The organism is Ancylobacter novellus DSM 506 (assembly GCF_000092925.1).
Lineage (GTDB): Bacteria > Pseudomonadota > Alphaproteobacteria > Rhizobiales > Xanthobacteraceae > Ancylobacter > Ancylobacter novellus.
On record NC_014217.1, the window covers coordinates 3,536,339 to 3,555,263 of the forward strand.

The 18,925-nt window shown below is 68.6% G+C and carries 18 protein-coding genes; 13 read left to right on the forward strand and 5 right to left on the reverse strand.

The annotated features are described in order from the left end of the window. Positions 1–81: 81 nt before the first annotated feature. A complete protein-coding gene (locus SNOV_RS16695) occupies positions 82–675 on the reverse strand; it encodes an arylesterase (protein WP_013168136.1) in 594 nt (197 codons plus the stop codon). Between the two features lie 127 nt (positions 676–802). Between SNOV_RS16695 and SNOV_RS16700 the strand changes: the two genes are divergently transcribed. From SNOV_RS16700 to SNOV_RS16730, 7 genes are all read left to right on the forward strand, one after another. Beyond that, positions 803–1,522, forward strand: a complete 720-nt coding sequence (locus SNOV_RS16700; protein WP_013168137.1) for an ABC transporter ATP-binding protein — start codon at positions 803–805, stop codon at positions 1,520–1,522. After that, the gene (locus SNOV_RS16705) at positions 1,519–4,122 is read left to right on the forward strand and encodes an ABC transporter permease (RefSeq protein ID WP_013168138.1); all 2,604 of its coding nucleotides are present in this window, start codon (positions 1,519–1,521) and stop codon (positions 4,120–4,122) included. The genes SNOV_RS16700 and SNOV_RS16705 overlap by 4 nt, the downstream gene beginning before the upstream one ends. Before the next feature lie 216 nt (positions 4,123–4,338). Further along, a complete protein-coding gene (locus SNOV_RS16710; protein WP_013168139.1) occupies positions 4,339–5,121 on the forward strand; it encodes a Bax inhibitor-1/YccA family protein in 783 nt (260 codons plus the stop codon). 196 nt (positions 5,122–5,317) lie between these two features. Beyond that, a complete protein-coding gene (locus SNOV_RS16715) occupies positions 5,318–5,776 on the forward strand; it encodes a VOC family protein (protein ID WP_013168140.1) in 459 nt (152 codons plus the stop codon). Between the two features lie 35 nt (positions 5,777–5,811). Beyond that, entirely contained in the window at positions 5,812–6,177 is a 366-nt protein-coding gene (locus SNOV_RS16720) for a DUF1428 domain-containing protein (protein WP_013168141.1), read from the forward strand. 38 nt (positions 6,178–6,215) lie between these two features. Further along, positions 6,216–6,689: a VOC family protein gene (locus SNOV_RS16725; protein ID WP_013168142.1), complete on the forward strand. Its 474-nt coding sequence runs from the start codon at positions 6,216–6,218 to the stop codon at positions 6,687–6,689. 94 nt (positions 6,690–6,783) lie between these two features. Further along, positions 6,784–8,226: an NAD-dependent succinate-semialdehyde dehydrogenase gene (locus SNOV_RS16730; protein ID WP_013168143.1), complete on the forward strand. Its 1,443-nt coding sequence runs from the start codon at positions 6,784–6,786 to the stop codon at positions 8,224–8,226. 35 nt (positions 8,227–8,261) lie between these two features. On the opposite strand, the gene SNOV_RS24280 is transcribed toward SNOV_RS16730, so the two are convergent. From SNOV_RS24280 to SNOV_RS16745, 4 genes are all read right to left on the reverse strand, one after another. Beyond that, entirely contained in the window at positions 8,262–8,393 is a 132-nt protein-coding gene (locus tag SNOV_RS24280) for a hypothetical protein (RefSeq protein WP_272481024.1), read from the reverse strand. Positions 8,394–8,638: 245 nt separating this feature from the next. After that, a complete protein-coding gene (locus SNOV_RS16735; protein WP_013168145.1) occupies positions 8,639–10,846 on the reverse strand; it encodes a xanthine dehydrogenase family protein molybdopterin-binding subunit in 2,208 nt (735 codons plus the stop codon). Between the two features lie 5 nt (positions 10,847–10,851). Then, entirely contained in the window at positions 10,852–11,310 is a 459-nt protein-coding gene (locus tag SNOV_RS16740; protein WP_013168146.1) for a (2Fe-2S)-binding protein, read from the reverse strand. A gap of 325 nt (positions 11,311–11,635) precedes the next feature. Further along, positions 11,636–12,256: a TetR/AcrR family transcriptional regulator gene (locus SNOV_RS16745; protein ID WP_013168147.1), complete on the reverse strand. Its 621-nt coding sequence runs from the start codon at positions 12,254–12,256 to the stop codon at positions 11,636–11,638. A 137-nt stretch (positions 12,257–12,393) separates the two neighbouring features. Here SNOV_RS16745 and SNOV_RS16750 point away from each other — a divergent pair, with 137 nt between their 5' ends. From SNOV_RS16750 to SNOV_RS16775, 6 genes are all read left to right on the forward strand, one after another. Further along, positions 12,394–13,491 (forward strand): putative urea ABC transporter substrate-binding protein, encoded by a 1,098-nt coding sequence (locus tag SNOV_RS16750; protein ID WP_013168148.1) that lies wholly within the window; start codon positions 12,394–12,396, stop codon positions 13,489–13,491. A gap of 223 nt (positions 13,492–13,714) precedes the next feature. Then, positions 13,715–14,533: an ABC transporter permease gene (locus SNOV_RS16755; RefSeq protein ID WP_013168149.1), complete on the forward strand. Its 819-nt coding sequence runs from the start codon at positions 13,715–13,717 to the stop codon at positions 14,531–14,533. Further along, the gene (locus SNOV_RS16760) at positions 14,534–15,370 is read left to right on the forward strand and encodes an ABC transporter ATP-binding protein (RefSeq protein WP_013168150.1); all 837 of its coding nucleotides are present in this window, start codon (positions 14,534–14,536) and stop codon (positions 15,368–15,370) included. Positions 15,371–15,375: 5 nt separating this feature from the next. After that, positions 15,376–16,689 (forward strand): NtaA/DmoA family FMN-dependent monooxygenase, encoded by a 1,314-nt coding sequence (locus tag SNOV_RS16765; RefSeq protein WP_013168151.1) that lies wholly within the window; start codon positions 15,376–15,378, stop codon positions 16,687–16,689. A gap of 68 nt (positions 16,690–16,757) precedes the next feature. Beyond that, entirely contained in the window at positions 16,758–17,303 is a 546-nt protein-coding gene (locus tag SNOV_RS16770; RefSeq protein ID WP_013168152.1) for a flavin reductase, read from the forward strand. Positions 17,304–17,658: 355 nt separating this feature from the next. Then, on the forward strand, positions 17,659–18,804 hold the full coding sequence (locus SNOV_RS16775) for an alpha-hydroxy acid oxidase (protein ID WP_013168153.1): 1,146 nt from the start codon (positions 17,659–17,661) through the stop codon (positions 18,802–18,804). Positions 18,805–18,925: the final 121 nt, after the last annotated feature.

The window sequence follows — 18,925 nt, forward strand, 5'->3', positions numbered from 1 at the left end:
GGCAGCAATCAAGTCCTTGCCATTCGTCATTAGCGTAGAGACGTGGGGACGTCGAGAGCGCGGGGGAGATGATCCCCGAGGTCAGTTCGCTTTTCCCGGCAGCGTGGCAAGAAAGCCTTCCACCGCCGGTAAGATGCGCGCCACGATGACATCGACGCCGGCGGCGGTGGGGTGAAGGCCGTCGGGCTGGTTGAGGTTGGGGTGGCCGGCCACGCCGTCGAGGAGGAAGGGGTAGAACTTCACGCCGTATTTCTCGGCCAGCCGCGGATAGATGGCGTCGAAGCTCTGCTTGTAGGCGGCGCCGAGATTGGGCGCGGCCTGCATGCCGATCAGCAGCACGGGGATGCCGCGCTGCTTGAGCCGGGCGAGGATGGCGTCGAGCGACTTCTCGGCGATGGCGGGGTCGAGCCCGCGCAGCATGTCGTTGGCGCCGAGTTCGAGGATCACCCCGCTCGTGCCGTCCGGCACCGACCAGTCGAGGCGGGCGAGGCCGGCACTGGTGGTGTCGCCGGAGACGCCGGCATTCTCGATCACGACATCGTGTCCCCCGGCCTTCAGCGCCGCCTCCAGCCGGGCGGGGAAGGCCTGGCTGGCGGGCAGGCCGTAGCCGGCGGTGAGGCTGTCGCCCAGCGCCACGAGGCGTAGCGGCGCCGCATGCGCGGGCAGCGCCAGCATGGTCAATCCTGCGAGAGCGGCGGCGAGGTGGAGCAATCGTGAGCGGGCCGTACCCTTCCGGAAACGCCGCAGCGCAGCATATTGTGCCGCAAAGTGCCGCCGCAGGCCGAGAAGCGAAAAGGAAGACATGCCGTCCAACTCCGAGATTGCGCCCGCCATCCGCCTCGACAAGGTGGAGCTCTCCCTCGGTGCCGGCGCGGCCCGCGTTCATATACTCAAGGGCGTGTCGCTCACCATAGGCCAGGGCGAGGCCGTCGGCCTGATCGGCCCGTCGGGCTCGGGCAAGTCGAGCCTGCTGATGGTGCTGGCCGGGCTGGAGCGCGCCGATTCCGGCACGGTGACCGTGGCCGGGCAGGGGCTGACCGGGCTCGACGAGGACGCGCTCGCCCGCTTCCGCGGCCGGCATGTCGGCATCGTGTTCCAGGCCTTCCACCTCATCCCGACCATGACCGCGATCGAGAACGTCGCCGTGCCGCTGGAGCTGGCCGGCCGCACCGACGCCTTCGCCCGTGCCGCGGCCGAGCTGACCGCGGTGGGGCTCGGCGCCCGCCTCGACCATTACCCGGCCCAGCTTTCCGGCGGCGAGCAGCAGCGCGTGGCGGTGGCCCGTGCCCTGGCGCCGGAGCCGCGCATCCTCGTCGCCGACGAGCCGACCGGCAATCTCGACGAGGCGACCGGCCGGCAGATCATGGACCTCCTGTTCGAGGCGCAGGCGCGGCGCGGGGCGACGCTGGTCATCGTCACCCATGACCCGACGCTGGCGAAGCGCTGCGACCGCACCGTGCGGCTGCGCTCGGGCGCCATCGAGACCGAGGGCGCCGCGGCGCTCGCGGGGACGCCCGCATGAGCCTGGCGCAACTCTCGTCCTCCGCCGGCGAGGACAATCCTCCGGCGGCGCCCGGCCTGCCGGCCCGCTCCTCGCTGGCGCTGCGCTTCGCCCTGCGCGAATTGCGCGGGGGCCTGCGCGGCTTCGCCGTCTTCCTCGCCTGCCTGGCCTTGGGCGTTGCGGCGATCGCCGGCGTCGGCGCCTTCTCGCGGGCGCTGACCGACGGGCTGGGCCGCGAAGGCGCCGCGCTGCTCGGCGGCGATGCCGCCTTCGCTTTGGTCCAGCGCGAGGCGAGCCCGGAGGAATACCGGCTGATCGCTGCCGGCGGCCAGGTCTCCACCGTCGCCACTACCCGCGCCATGGCGCGGGCCGGCGAGGGCGACAGGCTGGAAGCGACGCTCGCCGAGGTGAAGGCGGTGGACGGCGCCTATCCGATGGTCGGCACGCTGGAGCTCGAGCCGGCGCAGCCGCTCGCTGAAGCGCTGCGCCCGCGCGACGGGACCTTCGGCGCCGTCGCTGATCCCGCGCTCGCCGAGCGGCTCGGCCTCAAGCCCGGCGACCGCTTCCAGGTCGGCGACGCCCAGCTCACGCTCGCCGGCACCATCCTGCGCGAGCCCGACGCGCTCTCCACCGGCATCGGCTTCGGCCCGCGGCTGATGATCTCGCTCGACGCGCTGCGCGCCACCAACCTTCTCCAGCCCGGCAGCCTGGTGCGCTGGCAGTACCGGGTGAGGATGACCGATCCGGCGGGCCTCGCCGCCTTCGTCGAACAGGTGCGGCATGGCGCGCCGGAGGCCGGCTTCGAGGTCCGCACCCGCGAGGCGGCCGCGCCGCGGCTGGAAACCAATGTCCGGCGCTTCACCGAATACCTGACCCTCGTCGGCCTCACCGCGCTCTTGGTCGGCGGCGTCGGCGTCGCCAATGCGGTCAAGAGCCATCTCGACGCCAAGCGCAGCGTCATCGCCACGCTGAAGAGCCTGGGCGCGCCCAGCGGCACGGTGTTCGCCATCTACCTCGCCGAGGTCGGGCTGATCGCCTTGGTCGGCATCGTCATCGGCCTCGTCGTCGGCTCGGCCCTGCCCTTCGCCGCCAACGCGGCCTTCGGCTATCTGCTGCCGATCCCGATCGAGCCCACGATCCAGCCGATGGCGCTGGCGCTGGCCTTCGCCTATGGCGTGCTGATCGCGCTCGCCTTCGCCATGTGGCCGCTCGGCATGTCGCACGACGTGCCGGTCTCCGGCCTGTTCCGCGACCAGGTCGAGACCGGCCGCCGCCGGCCGCGCCTCGTCTATCTCCTGCTGACGGCGCTGGCCGTCCTCGCCCTCGCCGGGCTGGCGATCGCCGCCTCCGAGGAGCGGCGGGTGGCGATCTACTATCTCGCCGCCGCCGCCAGCGTGCTGATCGTGCTGCGCCTCGTCGGCCTCGGCATCATGGCGCTGGCCCGCCGGCTGCCGCGCCCGCGCTCCACCACGCTGCGCCTGGCGCTGGCCAACATCCACCGGCCGGCGGCGCTGACCCCGACCATCGTGCTCTCGCTCGGCCTCGGCCTGACGCTGCTGGTCACGCTGGCGCTCATCGACCGCAGCCTGACCCGCGAGCTCACCTCCCGGCTGCCGCACGAGGCGCCGAGCTTCTTCTTCCTGGACATACAGAGCGGCGAGACCGACCGCTTCGCCGCCTATCTCAAGCAGAAGGCGCCGCAGGGCGAGGTCGAGGTCGTGCCCATGCTGCGCGGGCGCATCATCACGCTGGGCGACCGCGCGGCGGAGGACATCACCCCGCCGCCGGAATTCGCCTGGGTGCTCTCCTCCGACCGCGGCATCACCTATTCGCAGGACCTGCCGGAAGGCTCCGTGCTCGCCGCCGGCGAATGGTGGCCGCCGGATTATTCCGGCCCGCCGCTGGTCTCCTTCGAGCGCGAGATCGCCGACGCCTTCGGGCTGAAGATCGGCGACAAGGTCACGGTCAACGTGCTCGGCCGCTCCATCACCGCGACCATCGCCAATCTGCGCGACGTGGAGTGGGAGCGGCTCGCCATCAACTTCGTCATGGTGTTCTCGCCCAACAGCTTCGCCGGCGCGCCGCACACCTCGCTCGCCACGCTTGCCGTGCCGGACGGCGGCGACCCGGCGGCCGAGCGCGCCATCGCCCGCGCCGTGGCGACCGATTTTCCCGCCGTCACCGCGGTGCGGGTGAAGGAGGCGCTGGAAACCATCGGCGAGATCGTCTCCAACCTGCTCATCGCCATAAGGGCGGCGAGCCTCGTCGCCCTGCTCGCCAGCGTGCTGGTGCTCGCCGGGGCGCTGGCGGCGGGCCAGCACCACCGCGTCTACGACGCGGTGATCCTGAAGACGCTCGGCGCCACGCGCCTGCGCCTCGTCGGTGCCTATGCGCTGGAATATGCCGCGCTCGGCCTCGTGACCGCCGCCGTCGCCGTCGGCGCCGGCACGGCGGCCGCCTATGTCGTCGTGGTGATGGTGATGGAGCTCGCCTTCGGCTGGTCGAGCGCGGCGGCGCTCGGGGCGGTCGCGGTGGCTCTGGTGCTCACCATCGGCTTCGGGCTGATCGGCACCTGGCGGGCGCTCGGGCAGAAGCCGGCGCGCATCCTGCGGCATCTCTGAGCCCTTTCCGTTCGGATGGAACCATCCGAACGGAAAGAAGTGCTCTCGCTTCAATAAGCTGGATCGCACGCCGGCTCTGCCGCTGGGTCAATCCTGTCGCAAACTTCACTTGCGGCAGGGCGGAGCGCCCCTCATATTCCACATGATTTTCCGTTCGGCCGTCCGGCACTCCGTCGGGCGCGGCGGAACAAGGGGTTATCGGGAGAGGATCCGACCATGTCCGACTTTAACCGCAACGTCTCCGTGCCGCGCTTCGGGGCGACGGCGGCGCGGACGCAGGCCGAGATCGACCTGGGCCTGCGCTCCTACATGCTGCGCGTCTACAACTACATGACGCTCGGCCTCGCCATCACCGGCGCGGCGGCGCTCGGCATCTACATGCTCGCCGTCTCCGACGTGCCGACCCAGGCCGCCATCGCGCCCGGCGTCTATCTCACGCAGTTCGGCGTCGCCATGTTCTTCAGCCCGCTGCGCTGGGTGGTGATGCTCGCCCCGCTCGCCGCGGTGTTCTTCCTCAGCTTCCGGGTCGACCGGCTCAGCGTCGGCGCCGCCCAGGGCATCTTCTGGCTCTATGCCGGCCTCGTCGGCGTGTCGCTCGCCAGCATCTTCCTGGTCTATGCGCATGAGAGCATCGTCCGCGTGTTCTTCATCACCGCGGCAACCTTCGGCGGCCTCAGCCTCTACGGCTACACCACGACCCGCAGCCTCTCGGGCATGGGCTCGTTCCTGATCATGGGCCTGATCGGCATCATCATCGCGTCGCTGGTGAACATCTTCCTCGGCTCGTCGATGCTGCAGTTCGTCATCTCGGTGGTGGGCGTGCTGGTGTTCGCCGGCCTCACCGCCTACGACACCCAGCGCATCAAGGAGATGTACTTCGCCGGCGACGACGACGTGGTCGCGGGCCGCAAGGCGATCATGGGTGCGCTCACCCTCTATCTCGACTTCATCAACCTGTTCCTGATGCTGCTGCAGCTGTTCGGCAACCGCAACAACTGACGCTCCTTCGGGACGGCCTGAACGACGAAGCCCCGGCGCGAGCCGGGGCTTTTTGCTTTTGGGGATCCGCGTCTTCGCACGGCGGTTATGTTCGCATCAGATATTTTCATCGGCGGCCGTGGTTGTCCCGACCGACCGCCGCCCTTATTCCCATCGACGCCTGCCGTAACGGCAGACACGCCAGCGAGGGATCCCTATGTCCGATACGCCCACGCAGCCCCAATCCGCCCCGCCCAGGATGATCTTCGTCAACCTGCCGGTGCGCGACCTCGACCGCGCCATCGCCTTCTACGAGGCCGTCGGGGCGACGAAGAACCCGCAATTCTCCGACGACACCGCCGCCTGCATGGTGATCTCCGAGACCATCTTCGTCATGGTGCTCACCCATCCGAAGTTCGCGCAGTTCACGCCCAAGCCCATCGCCGACGCGCACGCCTCGAGCCAGGTGCTGATCGCGCTTTCCATGGACGGGCGCGAGGCGGTGGATGCCGTGGTGACGAATGCCGTCGCCGCCGGCGGCAAGGCCGATCCCGGCCCGGTGCAGGATCTCGGCTTCATGTATTCGCGCAGCTTCGAGGACCCGGACGGGCACATCTGGGAGGCGGTCTGGATGAACATGCAGGCCGCCGACGCCGGCACGGCCGAAGCGTACTGATCCACGTCCCGATCCAAGAAACGCAGGAGGAAACCATGAGCTACGTCGACGGCTTCGTCCTCGCGGTGCCGACCGCGAAGAAGGACGACTACCGCATCCTCGCCGCGAAATGCGCGCCGATCTTCATCGACCATGGCGCCCAGCATGTCATGGAATGCTGGGGCGACGACATACCGGACGGCAAGGTCACCGACTTCCGCATGGCGGTGAAGGCGACGCCGGAGGAGAGCGTGGTGTTCTCCTGGATCGTGTGGCCCTCGAAGGAGACGCGCGATGCCGGCATGAAGGCCTTCATGGACGACCCGCGCCTGAAGGAGATGGGCGACACGCCGCCCTTCGACGGCCAGCGCATGATCTTCGGCGGCTTCGCGCCGATCGTCGACGAGGCGAAGGCGGCCTGACCGCACCTCGTCCGTTACATTCCGGGAAGGAGAGAGCGATGGAGCCCATCCGCACCTGCCTGTGGTTCGACGGCAAGGCCGAGGAAGCCGCCGGCTTCTACGTCTCGCTGCTGCCGAACTCCCATATGGAATCCGTCACCCGCTCCCCCGTCGACACGCCCGGCTGCAAGGCGGGCGACGTCATCGCGACGGCGTTCACGCTCAACGGCGCCCCCTATATGGGCCTCAATGGCGGGCCGGGCTTTCCCTTCACCCAGGCGGTCTCGCTCATGGTGGCCTGCGACAGCCAGGAGGAGATCGACCGGCTGTGGGACGCCCTGTCGGACGGCGGCACGCCGCTGCAATGCGGCTGGATCGTCGACCGCTACGGCCTGCACTGGCAGATCACGCCGCGCGCGCTGCTGGCCATGATCCAGGACCCTGATCCCGCCAAGGCCAGGCGGGCGATGGAAGCGATGTTCACCATGGTGAAGCTCGACATCGCCGCGCTGGAAGCCGCCTATCGCGGCTGATGCGGCCTTGCCCGCCTCGGGGCGCGGGCGGTACATAGCCTCACCCGGCGCCGGCCATGAGGGCCCGCACCGTGCGTTGCGGAGGCAGGCCTAAATGAGCTGGTCGGATTTCAAGCGCGAGGCGAACTTCATCGGCGGTAAATGGGTGGGCGCCGATGGCGGCGGCACCATCGAGGTGACCAATCCGGCCACCGGCGAGGTCATCGGCACCGTGCCGAACGCCGGCGCCGCGGAGGCCCGCCGCGCCATCGAGGCGGCCGAGAACGCGTTCCAGAGCTTCTCGCACACCACCGCCGACGAGCGCGCCAGGATGCTGCGCCGCCTGCATGCCGCGATCATGGACAACCAGCGCGCGCTCGCCGAGCTGCTCACCGTCGAGCAGGGCAAGCCGCTCGCCGAATCCATGGGCGAGGTCGGCGCCAGCGCCGCCTATGTGCTGTGGTTCTCGGAGGAGGCGCGGCGCGTCTATGGCGACGTCATCCCCTCGCCCTGGGGCGAGCGGCGCATCCTCGTCGTCAAGCAGCCCGTCGGCGTGGTCGCCGCCATCACGCCGTGGAACTTCCCCTCCTCCATGCTGGCGCGCAAGATCGGCCCGGCGCTGGCGACGGGCTGCACCTCGGTGGTGAAGCCGGCGACGCAGACGCCCTATTCCGGCCTCGCCTGGGGCGTGCTGGCCGAGCAGGCCGGCTATCCGGCGGGTGTCGTCAACATCCTCACCGGCTCGGCCTCGGCCATCGGCGGCGAGTTCACCTCGAACCCGACCGTGCGCAAGATCACCTTCACCGGCTCCACCCCGGTCGGCAAGGTGCTGATGAAACAGGCCGCCGACACGGTGAAGCGCGTGTCGATGGAGCTGGGCGGCAACGCGCCCTTCCTCGTCTTCGACGACGCCGACCTCGACAAGGCGGTGGAGGGCGCCATCGCCTCGAAGTACCGCAACTCCGGCCAGACCTGCGTCTGCGCCAACCGCTTCTACGCCCAGGCCGGCATCTACGACGCCTTCGTCGAGAGGCTGGCGGCGGCGTCCGGCAAGCTGAAGGTCGGCTCGGGGCTGGAGGAAGGCGTGGTGCAGGGCCCGCTGATCGACGGCAAGGCGGTGGAGAAGACCGAGAGCTTCGTCGCCGACGCGCTCGCCAAGGGCGGCCGCGTCGTCAGCGGCGGCGGGCGCCATGCGCTCGGCGGCCAGTTCTTCCAGCCGACCGTGATCGCGGATGCGACGGCTGAGATGAACTTCGCCCGCGAAGAAATCTTCGGCCCCGTCGCGCCGGTGTTCCGCTTCGAGACCGAGGCGGAGGCGGTGCGCCTCGCCAACGACACCGAGTTCGGCCTCGCCTGCTATTTCTACACCCGCGACCTCGCCCGCAGCTTCCGCGTCGCCGAGGCGCTGCGCTACGGACAGGTCGGCATCAATGCCGGGGTGATCACCACCGAGGTGGCGCCCTTCGGCGGGGTGAAGGAATCCGGCGTCGGGCGCGAGGGCTCGAAATACGGCATCGACGAATATGTCGACGTCAAATATCTCTGCGTCGGTCTCTGAAGCCGGCTAAGTGAAGGGCGCCCGAGCGGCGCCCTTCAGCGCCCGTCGAGCAGGCCCTGATATTCCTGCGTCAGTTGCTCGATGTCGGTGGCCTGGAACGGCCATTCGCCGACCACGATGCCCTGCCTTATCTCGTTGGCGAGCACCGGCCAGTATCGGTCGACCATGGCGGGGATGTCTTTTTCGGCGATACCTCTGGCGCGCAGATCGAGCGCGCAAATCCGCCGGGCCGTTTCTTCCGTTTGACGCATGTTAATGGGCTTAACACAGATTCTCGGCGCAATATGTCCACTAGTGGACGCTCGAATGCGCATGAAAACGCAAAACGCCGGCTGACGCCACCGCTTGTCGCGGCCGCCAAAAAGAAAGGCCGGCTCGCGCCGGCCTTTCGTCGTTCACACTGTGGGGCGGTTCACGCCTTGAAGTCCTCCAGCCGGAACGGCAGCGAGCGCAGCCGCTGGCCGGTGGCGTCGAAGATGGCGTTGGACAGCGCCGGGGCGACGCCCGGCACGCCGGGCTCGCCGACGCCGGTCGGCGCATTGGCCGAGGGCAGGATATAGACCTCGACCTTCGGCATCTCCGACATGCGCAGCGGGATGTAGCTGTCGAAGTTCGCCTGCTCCACCACGCCCTTGTCCATGGTGATCTCGTCATGCAGCGCCGCGCCGAGGCCGAAGCCGACGCCGCCCTCGATCTGCGCGACGATGACGTCCGGGTTGACGGCGATGCCGCAATCGACCGCGCAGATCACCTTGTCGACCTTGATCTGCCCGTTCACCACCGAGACATCGATGACGCTGCCGACCACGCTGTTGAAGCTCTCGTGCAGAGCGATGCCGCGACCCTTGCCGGAACCGGCCTTGGGCCCCCAGTTCGCCTTCTCGGCCAGGAACTTCAGCACCGCGCTGTGACGCGGCTCGTCCTTCAGCAGCTCCAGCCGGAACTCGACCGGATCGCGCCCCGCCGCATGGGCGAGCTCGTCGATCGTCACCTCCACCACATGGGCGGTGTGGGTGTGGCCGACCGAGCGCCACCACAGCGTCGGCACCTTCACCTGCGGCGAATGCAGGTCCACGAAGAAGTCGGGGATGGCGTAATTGGTGTCGGAGGCCCCCTCCACCGAAGTGCCGTCGACGCCGTTCTTGATGGCGAAGGCCTCGAAGGGCGTGCCCACCATGAAGGACTGGCCGACGATGTGCTGCTCCCAGCCGGCGATCTTGCCGTCGGCGGTGAGCCCCGCGCGGACCTTGTGGTAGAAGAGCGGGCGATAATAGCCGCCCTTGATGTCGTCCTCGCGGGTCCAGACGAGGTGGATCGGCGCCTTGCCGTCCGTCGCCTTGAGAATCGAGGCGGCCTCGGCGACATAGTCGGCGGGCGGGTTGGCGCGCCGGCCGAAGGAGCCGCCGGCCCACACCGTCTCGATCTTCACCTGCTCCGGCTTGATCCCCATGATGCCGGCGGTCACCGCCTGCTCGATGGTCTGGAACTGCGAGCCGGTCCAGATGGTGACGCCCTCGCCCGTCTTCTCGATCACGCAGTTCAGGGGCTCCATCGGCGCGTGCGCGAGATAGGGGAAGGCGAACTCGGTCTCGATGGTCTTGGCCGCGCCTTCGATGCCCTTGGCGGCGTCGCCGCGCTGGGCGGCGACCCGGCCCGGCGTCGCGGCGAGCTTCTTGTACTCGTCGAGCAGCTCGGCGGTGCCGCGCGTCTCGGCCGAGGCCTCGTCCCATTCGATCTTGTCGAGCGCGTCGCGGCCCTGGATGGCGGCCCAGGTGTTCTGCGCCAGCACGACGATGCCGGCGGGCACGGTGACGACGTCGACCACGCCCGGCACCTTCTTCGCCGCGCTCGCGTCGAAGCTCTTCACCGTGGCGCCGAAGCGGTCCGGCCGGCGGATCACCGCGGTCAGCATGCCGGGGCGGCGGATGTCGAGCGCATAGACCGCCTTGCCGTCGGTCTTGTCGGCCGAATCGAGGCGTGGCAGCCGCGTGCCGATGAGCTTGAAGTCCTTGGGGTCCTTCAGCTTCACCTCTTTCGGCACGTCGAGCTTGGCGGCGGCCTCGGCGAACTCGCCGAAGGAACCGGTATGGTTGCCGCTCTTCAGCACGCCCTTCTCGACGGTGATGCTGTCCGCCGGCACGCCCCATTTCTCGGCGGCCGCCGTGACGAGCATCTGCCGGGCGGCGGCGCCTGCCTTGCGCAGCTGTTCCCAGCTGTTGGCGACCGAGGTCGAGCCGCCCGTGCCCTGCACCGGGCCGAAGGCGAGGTTGTTGTAGAGCTTGGCGTCAGCCGGCGCGAAGGCGGCGCGCATCTGGCTCCAGTCGGCGTCGAGTTCCTCGGCGACGATGGTAGGCAGGCCGGTGGTGACGCCCTGGCCCATGTCGAGGTGCTTGATCAGCACGGTGACCGTGCTGTCGGGGGCGATGCGCACGAAGGCGTTCGGCATCGGCCCATCGGTCGCGGCGGCGGCAAATGCCTTGCCCGGCGCGAGATGCACGCCGATGACGAGGGCACCGGAGACGGCGGCGACCCCTTGCAGGAAGCCGCGGCGGGACGGCGTGGTGGCGGCACCGAAGCTCGCCAGCATCTTGCCGTATTGCTCGGGGGTGATGATGTGCATGGCGCTCACGCGAGGTTGGCGGCGGCTTCGTGGATGGCGGCGCGGATACGCTGATAGGTGGCGCAACGGCAGACATTGCCGTCCATCGCCGCATCGATGTCCGCGTCGCTCGGCTTGCGGTTGTCGCTGAGCAGGCCGACCGCCGACATGATCTGGCCGGACTGGCAGTAGCCGCACTGCACGACGTCGAGCTTGCGCCACGCCGCGACCACCGCCTCGCCGACCTCGCCGGTGGCGGCGACGCCCTCGATGGTGGTGACGTTCTTGCCCTCGACATCGGCCAGCGCGGTCTGGCACGAGCGCACCGGCGCGCCGTCCACATGGACCGTGCAGGCGCCGCAGAGCGCGGCCCCGCAGCCGAACTTGGTGCCGGTCAGACCGACAATGTCGCGGATCGCCCAGAGCAGGGGCATCTGCCCGTCTGCCTCGACCGTCCGCTCGGTTCCGTTGAGTGTGAATTTCATCTCTTGCCCTCTCCAATCGGGATGAGGACGCAAGACGACATGGCAGCCGGCAATGCCGGCCGCCCCCCTCTGCTATGCCTTCTGCGCTCCGGGTTATGAAGCTAAGCTTCATGACGGCCATCATCTAATCACCTGACCGTGAGCTGCCTGGAACCATTACAAAAGCAGCAGGGCGAAAGCCTGACCCGCAATTCCGTCTGGCACGGCGAAAACCACCCACTCGCCCTCATGGCCGGGCTTGACCCGGCCACCCAGGGGCTGGCGTACACGGGTGGAAAGTCCGGGTCCCCGGGTCAAGCCCGGGGATGGGGGAAGAGGGCGGCTGTCAGGCCGTCTCCGCCTCGACCCCGAGCGTGGTGCGCACGAAATGGGCAAGGTCGCGCACATCCTCGGCCATGCGGTCGTCGCCGCGGCTGGCGGAGGAATAGAAGATGCCGTCGAGGATGAGGCCGATACGCCGGGCCGTGCGAGGAATGTCGACCGGCGCAAAGGCGCCGGATGCCACGCCCCGCGTCAGCGCCCCTTCGAGCAGCTGCTGCTCGCGGGAATAGAAGCCGGCGATCAGCCCGTCCAGTTCCTCGTCGCGCAGGCCAGAGCTCGCATAGTCGGACATCAGCTTGACCATCAGCGCCAGCGTCGGCGCCAGCTCCATATGGGTGTCGAGCCAGGCCATGATCTCCTCCAGTGGCTCGCCACGGGCGGCGCGGCGCTCCTCATAGCCGGCGACGAGTTGCTCGATGGCGTGGCCGAGGGCGCAGCGCACCAGATCGTCCTTGTTGTCGAAGTAGTGGTAGAGCAGCCCGACATTGATGTCGCAGACCAGCGCGATGTCGCGCACCGTGACGACGGAGAAGTGGCGCTCCGCGAACAGCCGCAGTGCCTCTTCCAGGATCATCACCCGCCGCTCGGCGGGCTGGAGGCGCTTGCGGGCGGGTCGGGAAGCCATTGCGTTTCCTCCGCAATTGTACGGAACTTTGTGCCTTGCTCATGTGCTATGCATGCCCATTTGTTGGGCTTGCAGACTATATTAAGTCACCGTTTAATAGCCCGGTCCAGCCCATTCAGCGACCGGAGCCACCTCTCATGAAGCGCCTATTCCGTCCGATGCGCGTTCTCAGGGCCGCAGTCGTGCTCACCAGCCTCGCCGCCGCCGCTTTTGCGGCAATGCCTGCGGCGCAGGCTGCCTCCAAGAAGAGCTTCAAGGTCGCCTACACCGTCTATATCGGCTTCATGCCCTTCGCCTATCTCAAGTCCTCCGGGATCATGAAGAAGTGGGCGGACAAGTACGGCATCGACGTCGAGATCATCCAGGCCAACGACTATGTCGGCTCGATCAACCAGTTCATCGCCGGCGAGATCGACGCGGTCGGCGTCGCCTCGATGGACGGCCTGACCATGCCGGCGGCCGGCGGGGTCGACACCTCGATCTTCCTCATCACCGACTATTCCAACGGCAACGACATCGTGCTGTCCAAGACCGCCAAGACGGTCAAGGAACTCGCCGGCCAGGACGTCTATCTGCTCCAGTACAGCGTCTCGCACTATCTGCTGAACCGCGCCTTGCAGCAGGCCGGCATCGACGACCCGACCGCCGCCAAGACGGTGAACATCTCCGATGCCGAGATCTCCGCCGCCTTCGTCTCGCAGGACGCGATGAAGCACGCCGTGTCGTGGAAGCCGCTGACCGAGGACATGCTCAAGGTCAAGGGCGCCACCAACCTGTTCGATTCGTCGAAGATCCCCGGCGAGATCATGGACGTGTTCATCGGCAACACCCAGACGCTGAAGGACAACCCCGACTTCGCCAAGGCCGTGGTCGGCGCCTGGTACGAGGCGCTCGCCATCCTCAAGGACGGCGGCCCGAAGGGCGAGGAGATGCGCGCGGTGATGACCAGCGCCATGGGCACGGATGCGGGCGGCCTGCAGTCGCAGCTCGACACCACCCACTTCTTCTACACGCCGAAGGAAGCCGCGGACTTCCTGCTCTCGCCGGAGAACGCGAAGATCTGGAACAGCATCCGCACCTTCTGCTTCCAGCAGGGCCTGTTCGGCCAGGGCGCCACCAGCGTCGACACCATCGGCATCGAGGTCGCCGACGGCACGGTGCTGGGCGACAAGGCCAACATCAAGATGCGGGTCAACGCCACCGCCACCAAGGCCGCCGCCGACGGCAAGCTCTAGTGCGAGCCCCACCTCCGCGCCAGTTGGCGCGGAGGTGGGAGTCTCGGCTCCGAAGCCACCTCATCCTGAGGTGCTCGCGCAGCGAGCCTCGAAGGATGGAGAGTCAAGCGCACCCGGACGAGCATCCTTCGAGGCCCGGCCTCCGGCCGGGCACCTCAGGATGAGGCTGTTCACCAGAACGACCGTCGTCCAGGACCGTGACCGCCAGACCGAAGGCCCGCCCATGCGCCGCATCATCAACTACGCGCCCCGTCCGGGCGTCCGGCTGATCCTCGCCGCCCTGCCCTTCATCCTCGTGGTGGTGGCCTATCTGCTGGCCTCCAACGCCCGCCTCGCGGTCGAGCCGGCCGACAAGCTGATGCCCGCCTTCGCCTCCTTCTGGGCGACGATCGTGCGCATGGCGACGACCATCGACGTCGCCACCAAGCAGTACCTGCTCTGGTGGGACACCTGGCTCAGCCTGCAGCGGCTGTTCCTCGGCCTCGGCATCTCCGCGCTTATGGGGCTCGTGCTCGGCATCGTCGTCGGCTTCATCCCCTATCTGCGCTCGACCTTCGAGCCGTTCTTCGCCGCCTTCTCGCTGATCCCGCCGCTCGCGGTGCTGCCGATCCTGTTCATCATCTTCGGCCTCGGCGAGGTGTCGAAGATCGTGCTGATCGTCTTCGGCATCGCCCCCTTCATCATCCGCGACGTGATGCTGCGCGTGGCGGCGATCCCGACCGAGCAGATCATCAAGGCGCAGACGCTCGGCGGCTCGACCTGGCAGATGATCACCGGGGTGGTGCTGCCGCAGGTGATGCCGCGCCTGATCGACTCGGTGCGGCTCTCGCTCGGCGCCGCCTGGCTGTTCGTCATCGCCGCCGAGGCGATCACCGCCGAGGGCGGCCTCGGCTACCGCATCTTCCTGGTACGGCGCTATCTCGCGATGGACGTGATCCTGCCCTATGTCGCCTGGATCACCCTGCTCGCCTTCCTGATGGATTACGGCCTGCGCAGGCTCGCGGACGCCGCCTATCCCTGGGACCGGATCAAGGCGGCCTGAATGACCACGATCGTCTTCGACAACATCTGGAAGGAATATGGCGAGCACGTCGTGCTCGAGCGCGTGAACCTCGCGCTCGACGACCATGAGTTCCTCGTCATCATCGGCCCGTCCGGCGTCGGCAAGACCACGCTGCTGCGCATGCTGCTCAGCCAGGAAATTCCGACCCGGGGCCGCATCCTGATCGACGGCGAGCCCATCGCCGCCGAGCCGACCGCCGACCGCGGCGTGGTGTTCCAGCGCTACTCGGTGTTCCCGCACAGGACCGTGCTGGGCAACGTGATGATGGGCCCGCAATGGGCGGCCTCGCCGATCCTCGGCCGGCTGTTCGGCGCCGCCCGCCGGGCACTGGAGGAGCGCGCCATGGCGCTGCTGGCCCGCGTCGGCCTCGCCGAGCACGCGACGAAGTACCCCGCCCAGCTCTCGGGCGGCATGCAGCAGCGCCTCGCTCTGGCGCAGGCGCTGATCATGAAGCCCAAGGTGCTGCTGCTCGACGAGCCCTTCGGCGCGCTCGACCCCGGCACGCGCAAGTCCATGCACGAGCTGGTCGGCGAGCTCTGGGAGGAGAACCGCATGACCATCGTCATGGTCACGCATGACCTGCCCGAGGCCTTCCTGCTCGGCACCCGCGTCGTCGCCGTGGATCGCCGCCGCACCGACCCGCAGGCGCCCGAGCGCTTCGGCGCCACCATCGTCTCCGACTTCGAAGCCAAGTGCCGCAGCGTGCGCGAATCCCGGCTGTTCGAGGCGGAGCGCGAGCGGATGCGCCTCACTTTGGTTTCCGGATATTCCCTGCCGCAGGACGACGCCCTCGTCCCGGCGCTCGTGAAGGACTGACTGCAATGGCCGACAAGCGCTTCCACCTCGCCTGGTTCATGAACTTCACGCCCGACGAGTGGCGCGAGCCGTTCGGGCAGGGCGGCAATCCGTGGGACGGCCAGTTTTACATCGAGATGGCCCAGGCGATGGAGCGCGCCTGCTTCGACCTCATCATGATCGAGGACAAGCTGATGGTGCCGGAGACCTATGGCGGCTCCCGCGACCTGTCGCTCAAGCACGCCATGATGGTGCCGAAGGCCGATCCGGCGCCGCTCGCCGTCGCCATGGGCATGGCCACCAAGAATCTCGGCGTGGTCGCCACCATGTCGACCATGGCCTACCCGCCCTTCATGCTGGCGCGGCTCTCCTCCACCATCGACAGCCTCACCAAGGGCCGCTTCGGCTGGAACGTCGTCACCTCGGCCGAGGACCTGATGGCGAAGAATTTCGGTATGGACCAGCTGCCTCCGCGCGAGGACCGCTACGCCATGGCCGACGAGTACATGGAAGTGGTCGGCAAGCTGTTCGATTCATGGGAGCCGGACGCGGTGGTGCTCGACCGCAAGAACGGCATCTATGCCGACGGCTCCAAGGTCCACACCGTCGACCATGACGGCCGGTTCTACAAGGTGCGCGGGCCGCTCAACACCGTGCCCTCGCCGCAGCGCCGCCCGGTCTACCTGCAGGCCGGCGCCTCGCCGCGCGGACGCGACTTCGCCGCCCAGCATGCCGACGCCATCGTCTCGGTGGCGAACGGCGTCGAGGGCATGAAGGCGTTCCGCGCCGACATCCGCGCCCGCGCCGAGAAGATCGGCCGCAACCCGGACGAGATAAAGGTGTTCTTCTGCATCACGCCGAGCCTCGGCGAGACCGAGGCCGAAGCGCGCGCCCGCTATGAAAATGTCACCATGTCGGACAATTTCGCCACCGACGTGCTGATCTCCATCTCCGCCATCACCGAGATCGACTTCGCCCAGTACGACCTCGACAAGCCGCTGCCGGAAAAGCTGGTGACCAACGGCGAATCCGGCACGCTCGACAAGTTCCAGCAATGGGGAAGCGGCAAGACGCTGCGCCAGCTCGCGGCCGATGGCGGCGGCGGCCTCGTCTCCTCCATGGAGCTGATCGGCACGCCGGCGCAGGTGGCCGAGAAGATGGGCGAGGCCATGGCGGAGGTCGGCGGCGACGGCTTCCTCATCACCACGCCGGTGCTGCGCGTCTCGCGCCGCTACATCGCCGAGATCTGCGACGGGCTGGTGCCCGAGCTGCAGCAGCGCGGCCTTGTGCGCACCGAGTACAAGCACCAGCTGCTGCGCGACAATCTGCGCGAGTTCTGACGCGAGGCGGGGCGCCTGAGCCGCGCCCCGCGTGACAGGCCGGCGAAGGCCGGCAGGAGGAGACGGGCATGGCCAGATCGGCGCCGCTCGACGAGACGAATTCCGGTGCGGCCAAGGCGCCGGCCATCAGCCGCGAGCAGTATCGCGACGCGATGGCGCGCCTCGGCGCGGCGGTGACCATCGTCACCACCGACGGGCCGGGCGGGCGCGCCGGCTTCACCGCCTCGGCGGTGTGCTCGGTCACCGACAGCCCGCCGACGCTGCTGGTCTGCCTGAACAAGAGCTCGTCGGCCGCGCATGCGGTGCACGCCAACGGCGTCGTCTGCGTCAACACGCTCGCCGCCGGCCACGAGGCGCTGTCCAACCTGTTCGGCGGCCGCACGCCGCCCGAAGAGCGTTTTGCCGCCGGCCAGTGGCACACCTCCGCCACCGGCGCGCCGATCCTGGTCGGCGCGGTCGTCGCCTTCGACTGCCGCATCGTGAAGACGGTCGAGGTCGGCACGCATGACGTGCTGTTCTGCGAGGTGGTCGGCCTCGCCGAGGGCGGCGGGCGCGAGGGCCTGATCTATTTCAGCCGCCGCTACCACGCGGTCGCCGGCACGCCGGAGGGATGAGCCTTCTCCTCTTCCCTCTCTGAACAACCTCATCCTGAGGTGCGAGCCCACGGGTCTTGCCTTCGGCAAGCCCGAGGACAGGCTCCGCGAGCCTCGAAGGATGGTCGTGAGGCCAAGGTCCTGAAGCAAGAGGCCGTCATGGCCGGGCTTGACCTGAAGTCGGCATTTGCCGACTTCGGTCTGCTTGAAACGGAACTCGGGCAGGCCCGAGTTCCGGCCATCCACGTCTTTGCATTGCGCCGGGACGCCCCAAGTCGTGGATCCCCGGGTCAAGCCCGGGGATGACGGTCTGGATCGGGGCATGTCGCTACAATTACAATCGTCGCCCCCGCCCATCCCGACCCGGAACCCGCCGATGAACATCATCAATGTCGAGGACGCCCGCGAGGCCGCGCGAAGGCGGCTGCCGCGCATCTTCTTCGACTATATCGACGGCGGCTCCTTCGGCGAGGAGACGCTTCACGCCAACCGCGCCGACTTCGCCCGCTGGACGCTGGTGCAGCGCGTGCTCAACGACGTCTCGACGCGCGACCTCGCCACGCGCTTCCTCGGCGCCGACCATCCGCTGCCCTTCATGCTCGGCCCGGTCGGCTTCCTCGGCCTCTATGCCGGCGGCGGCGAGATCGCCGCGGCGAAGGCGGCGCATGCGGCGGGCATCCCCCTGTGCCTGTCGACCTTCTCCATTGCCTCGCTGGCGAAGCTGCGGCAGGCGACCACCGGGCCGCTCGCCTTCCAGCTCTACGTCATGAGCGACCGCGCCATCGGCGACGAATTGCTGGCGCAGGCGCGCGAAGCCGGCGTCGACACGCTGTTCCTCACCGTCGACACCACCATCACCTCAGTGCGCGAGCGCGATGTGCGCAACGGCTTCCGCTCGCTCACCCGCATCTCCCCCGGCCTCGGCGCAAGGCTGATGACCCGCCCGCTCTGGTGCTTCGACATGCTGCGCGCCGGCATGCCGGAGGTCGGCGCCGTCGCCCATCGGCCGGAATTCGGCAAGGGCGTGCTGGAGCAGGCGAGCCACCTGTCGCGCCGCATCGACACGCGGCTCTCCTGGAGGGACGTCGACGCCCTGCGCGCCCGCTGGCCGGGCCGGCTGGTGCTGAAGGGCATCCTCTCGCCCGAGGACGCGCTGACCGCCCGCGCCGCCGGCGCCGACGCCATCGTGGTGTCGAACCATGGCGGGCGGCAGCTCGACGGCACCTCCTCCACCATCGCCGCCCTGCCGGGGATCGTGGACGCGACCGAGGGCGGCATCGAGGTGCTGTTCGACGGCGGCATTCGCCGCGGGGCTGATATCGTCAAGGCGCTGGCGCTCGGGGCCTCCGGCGTGCTGCTCGGCCGCGCCTATGTCTACGGGCTGGCGGCGGCGGGCGAGGCCGGCGTCGCCCGCATCCTCGCCCATCTCACTGAAGAGGTGAGCCTCACTCTCGGGCTGATGGGCATGCGCTCGATCGACGAGCTGAAGGCGCGCGGGCGGGCGGCGCTGCGGCCCCGCTGAGCGCGGAATGTGCCGATGTGAAAGCGCGGGACTTTCATTTGAACCGTTGAATCCGACCATGCGAGGCATGTAGCTTCTGCGCAGGCGGGAAAACGAAACTTCAAACTCCGCCAGCTCAGGC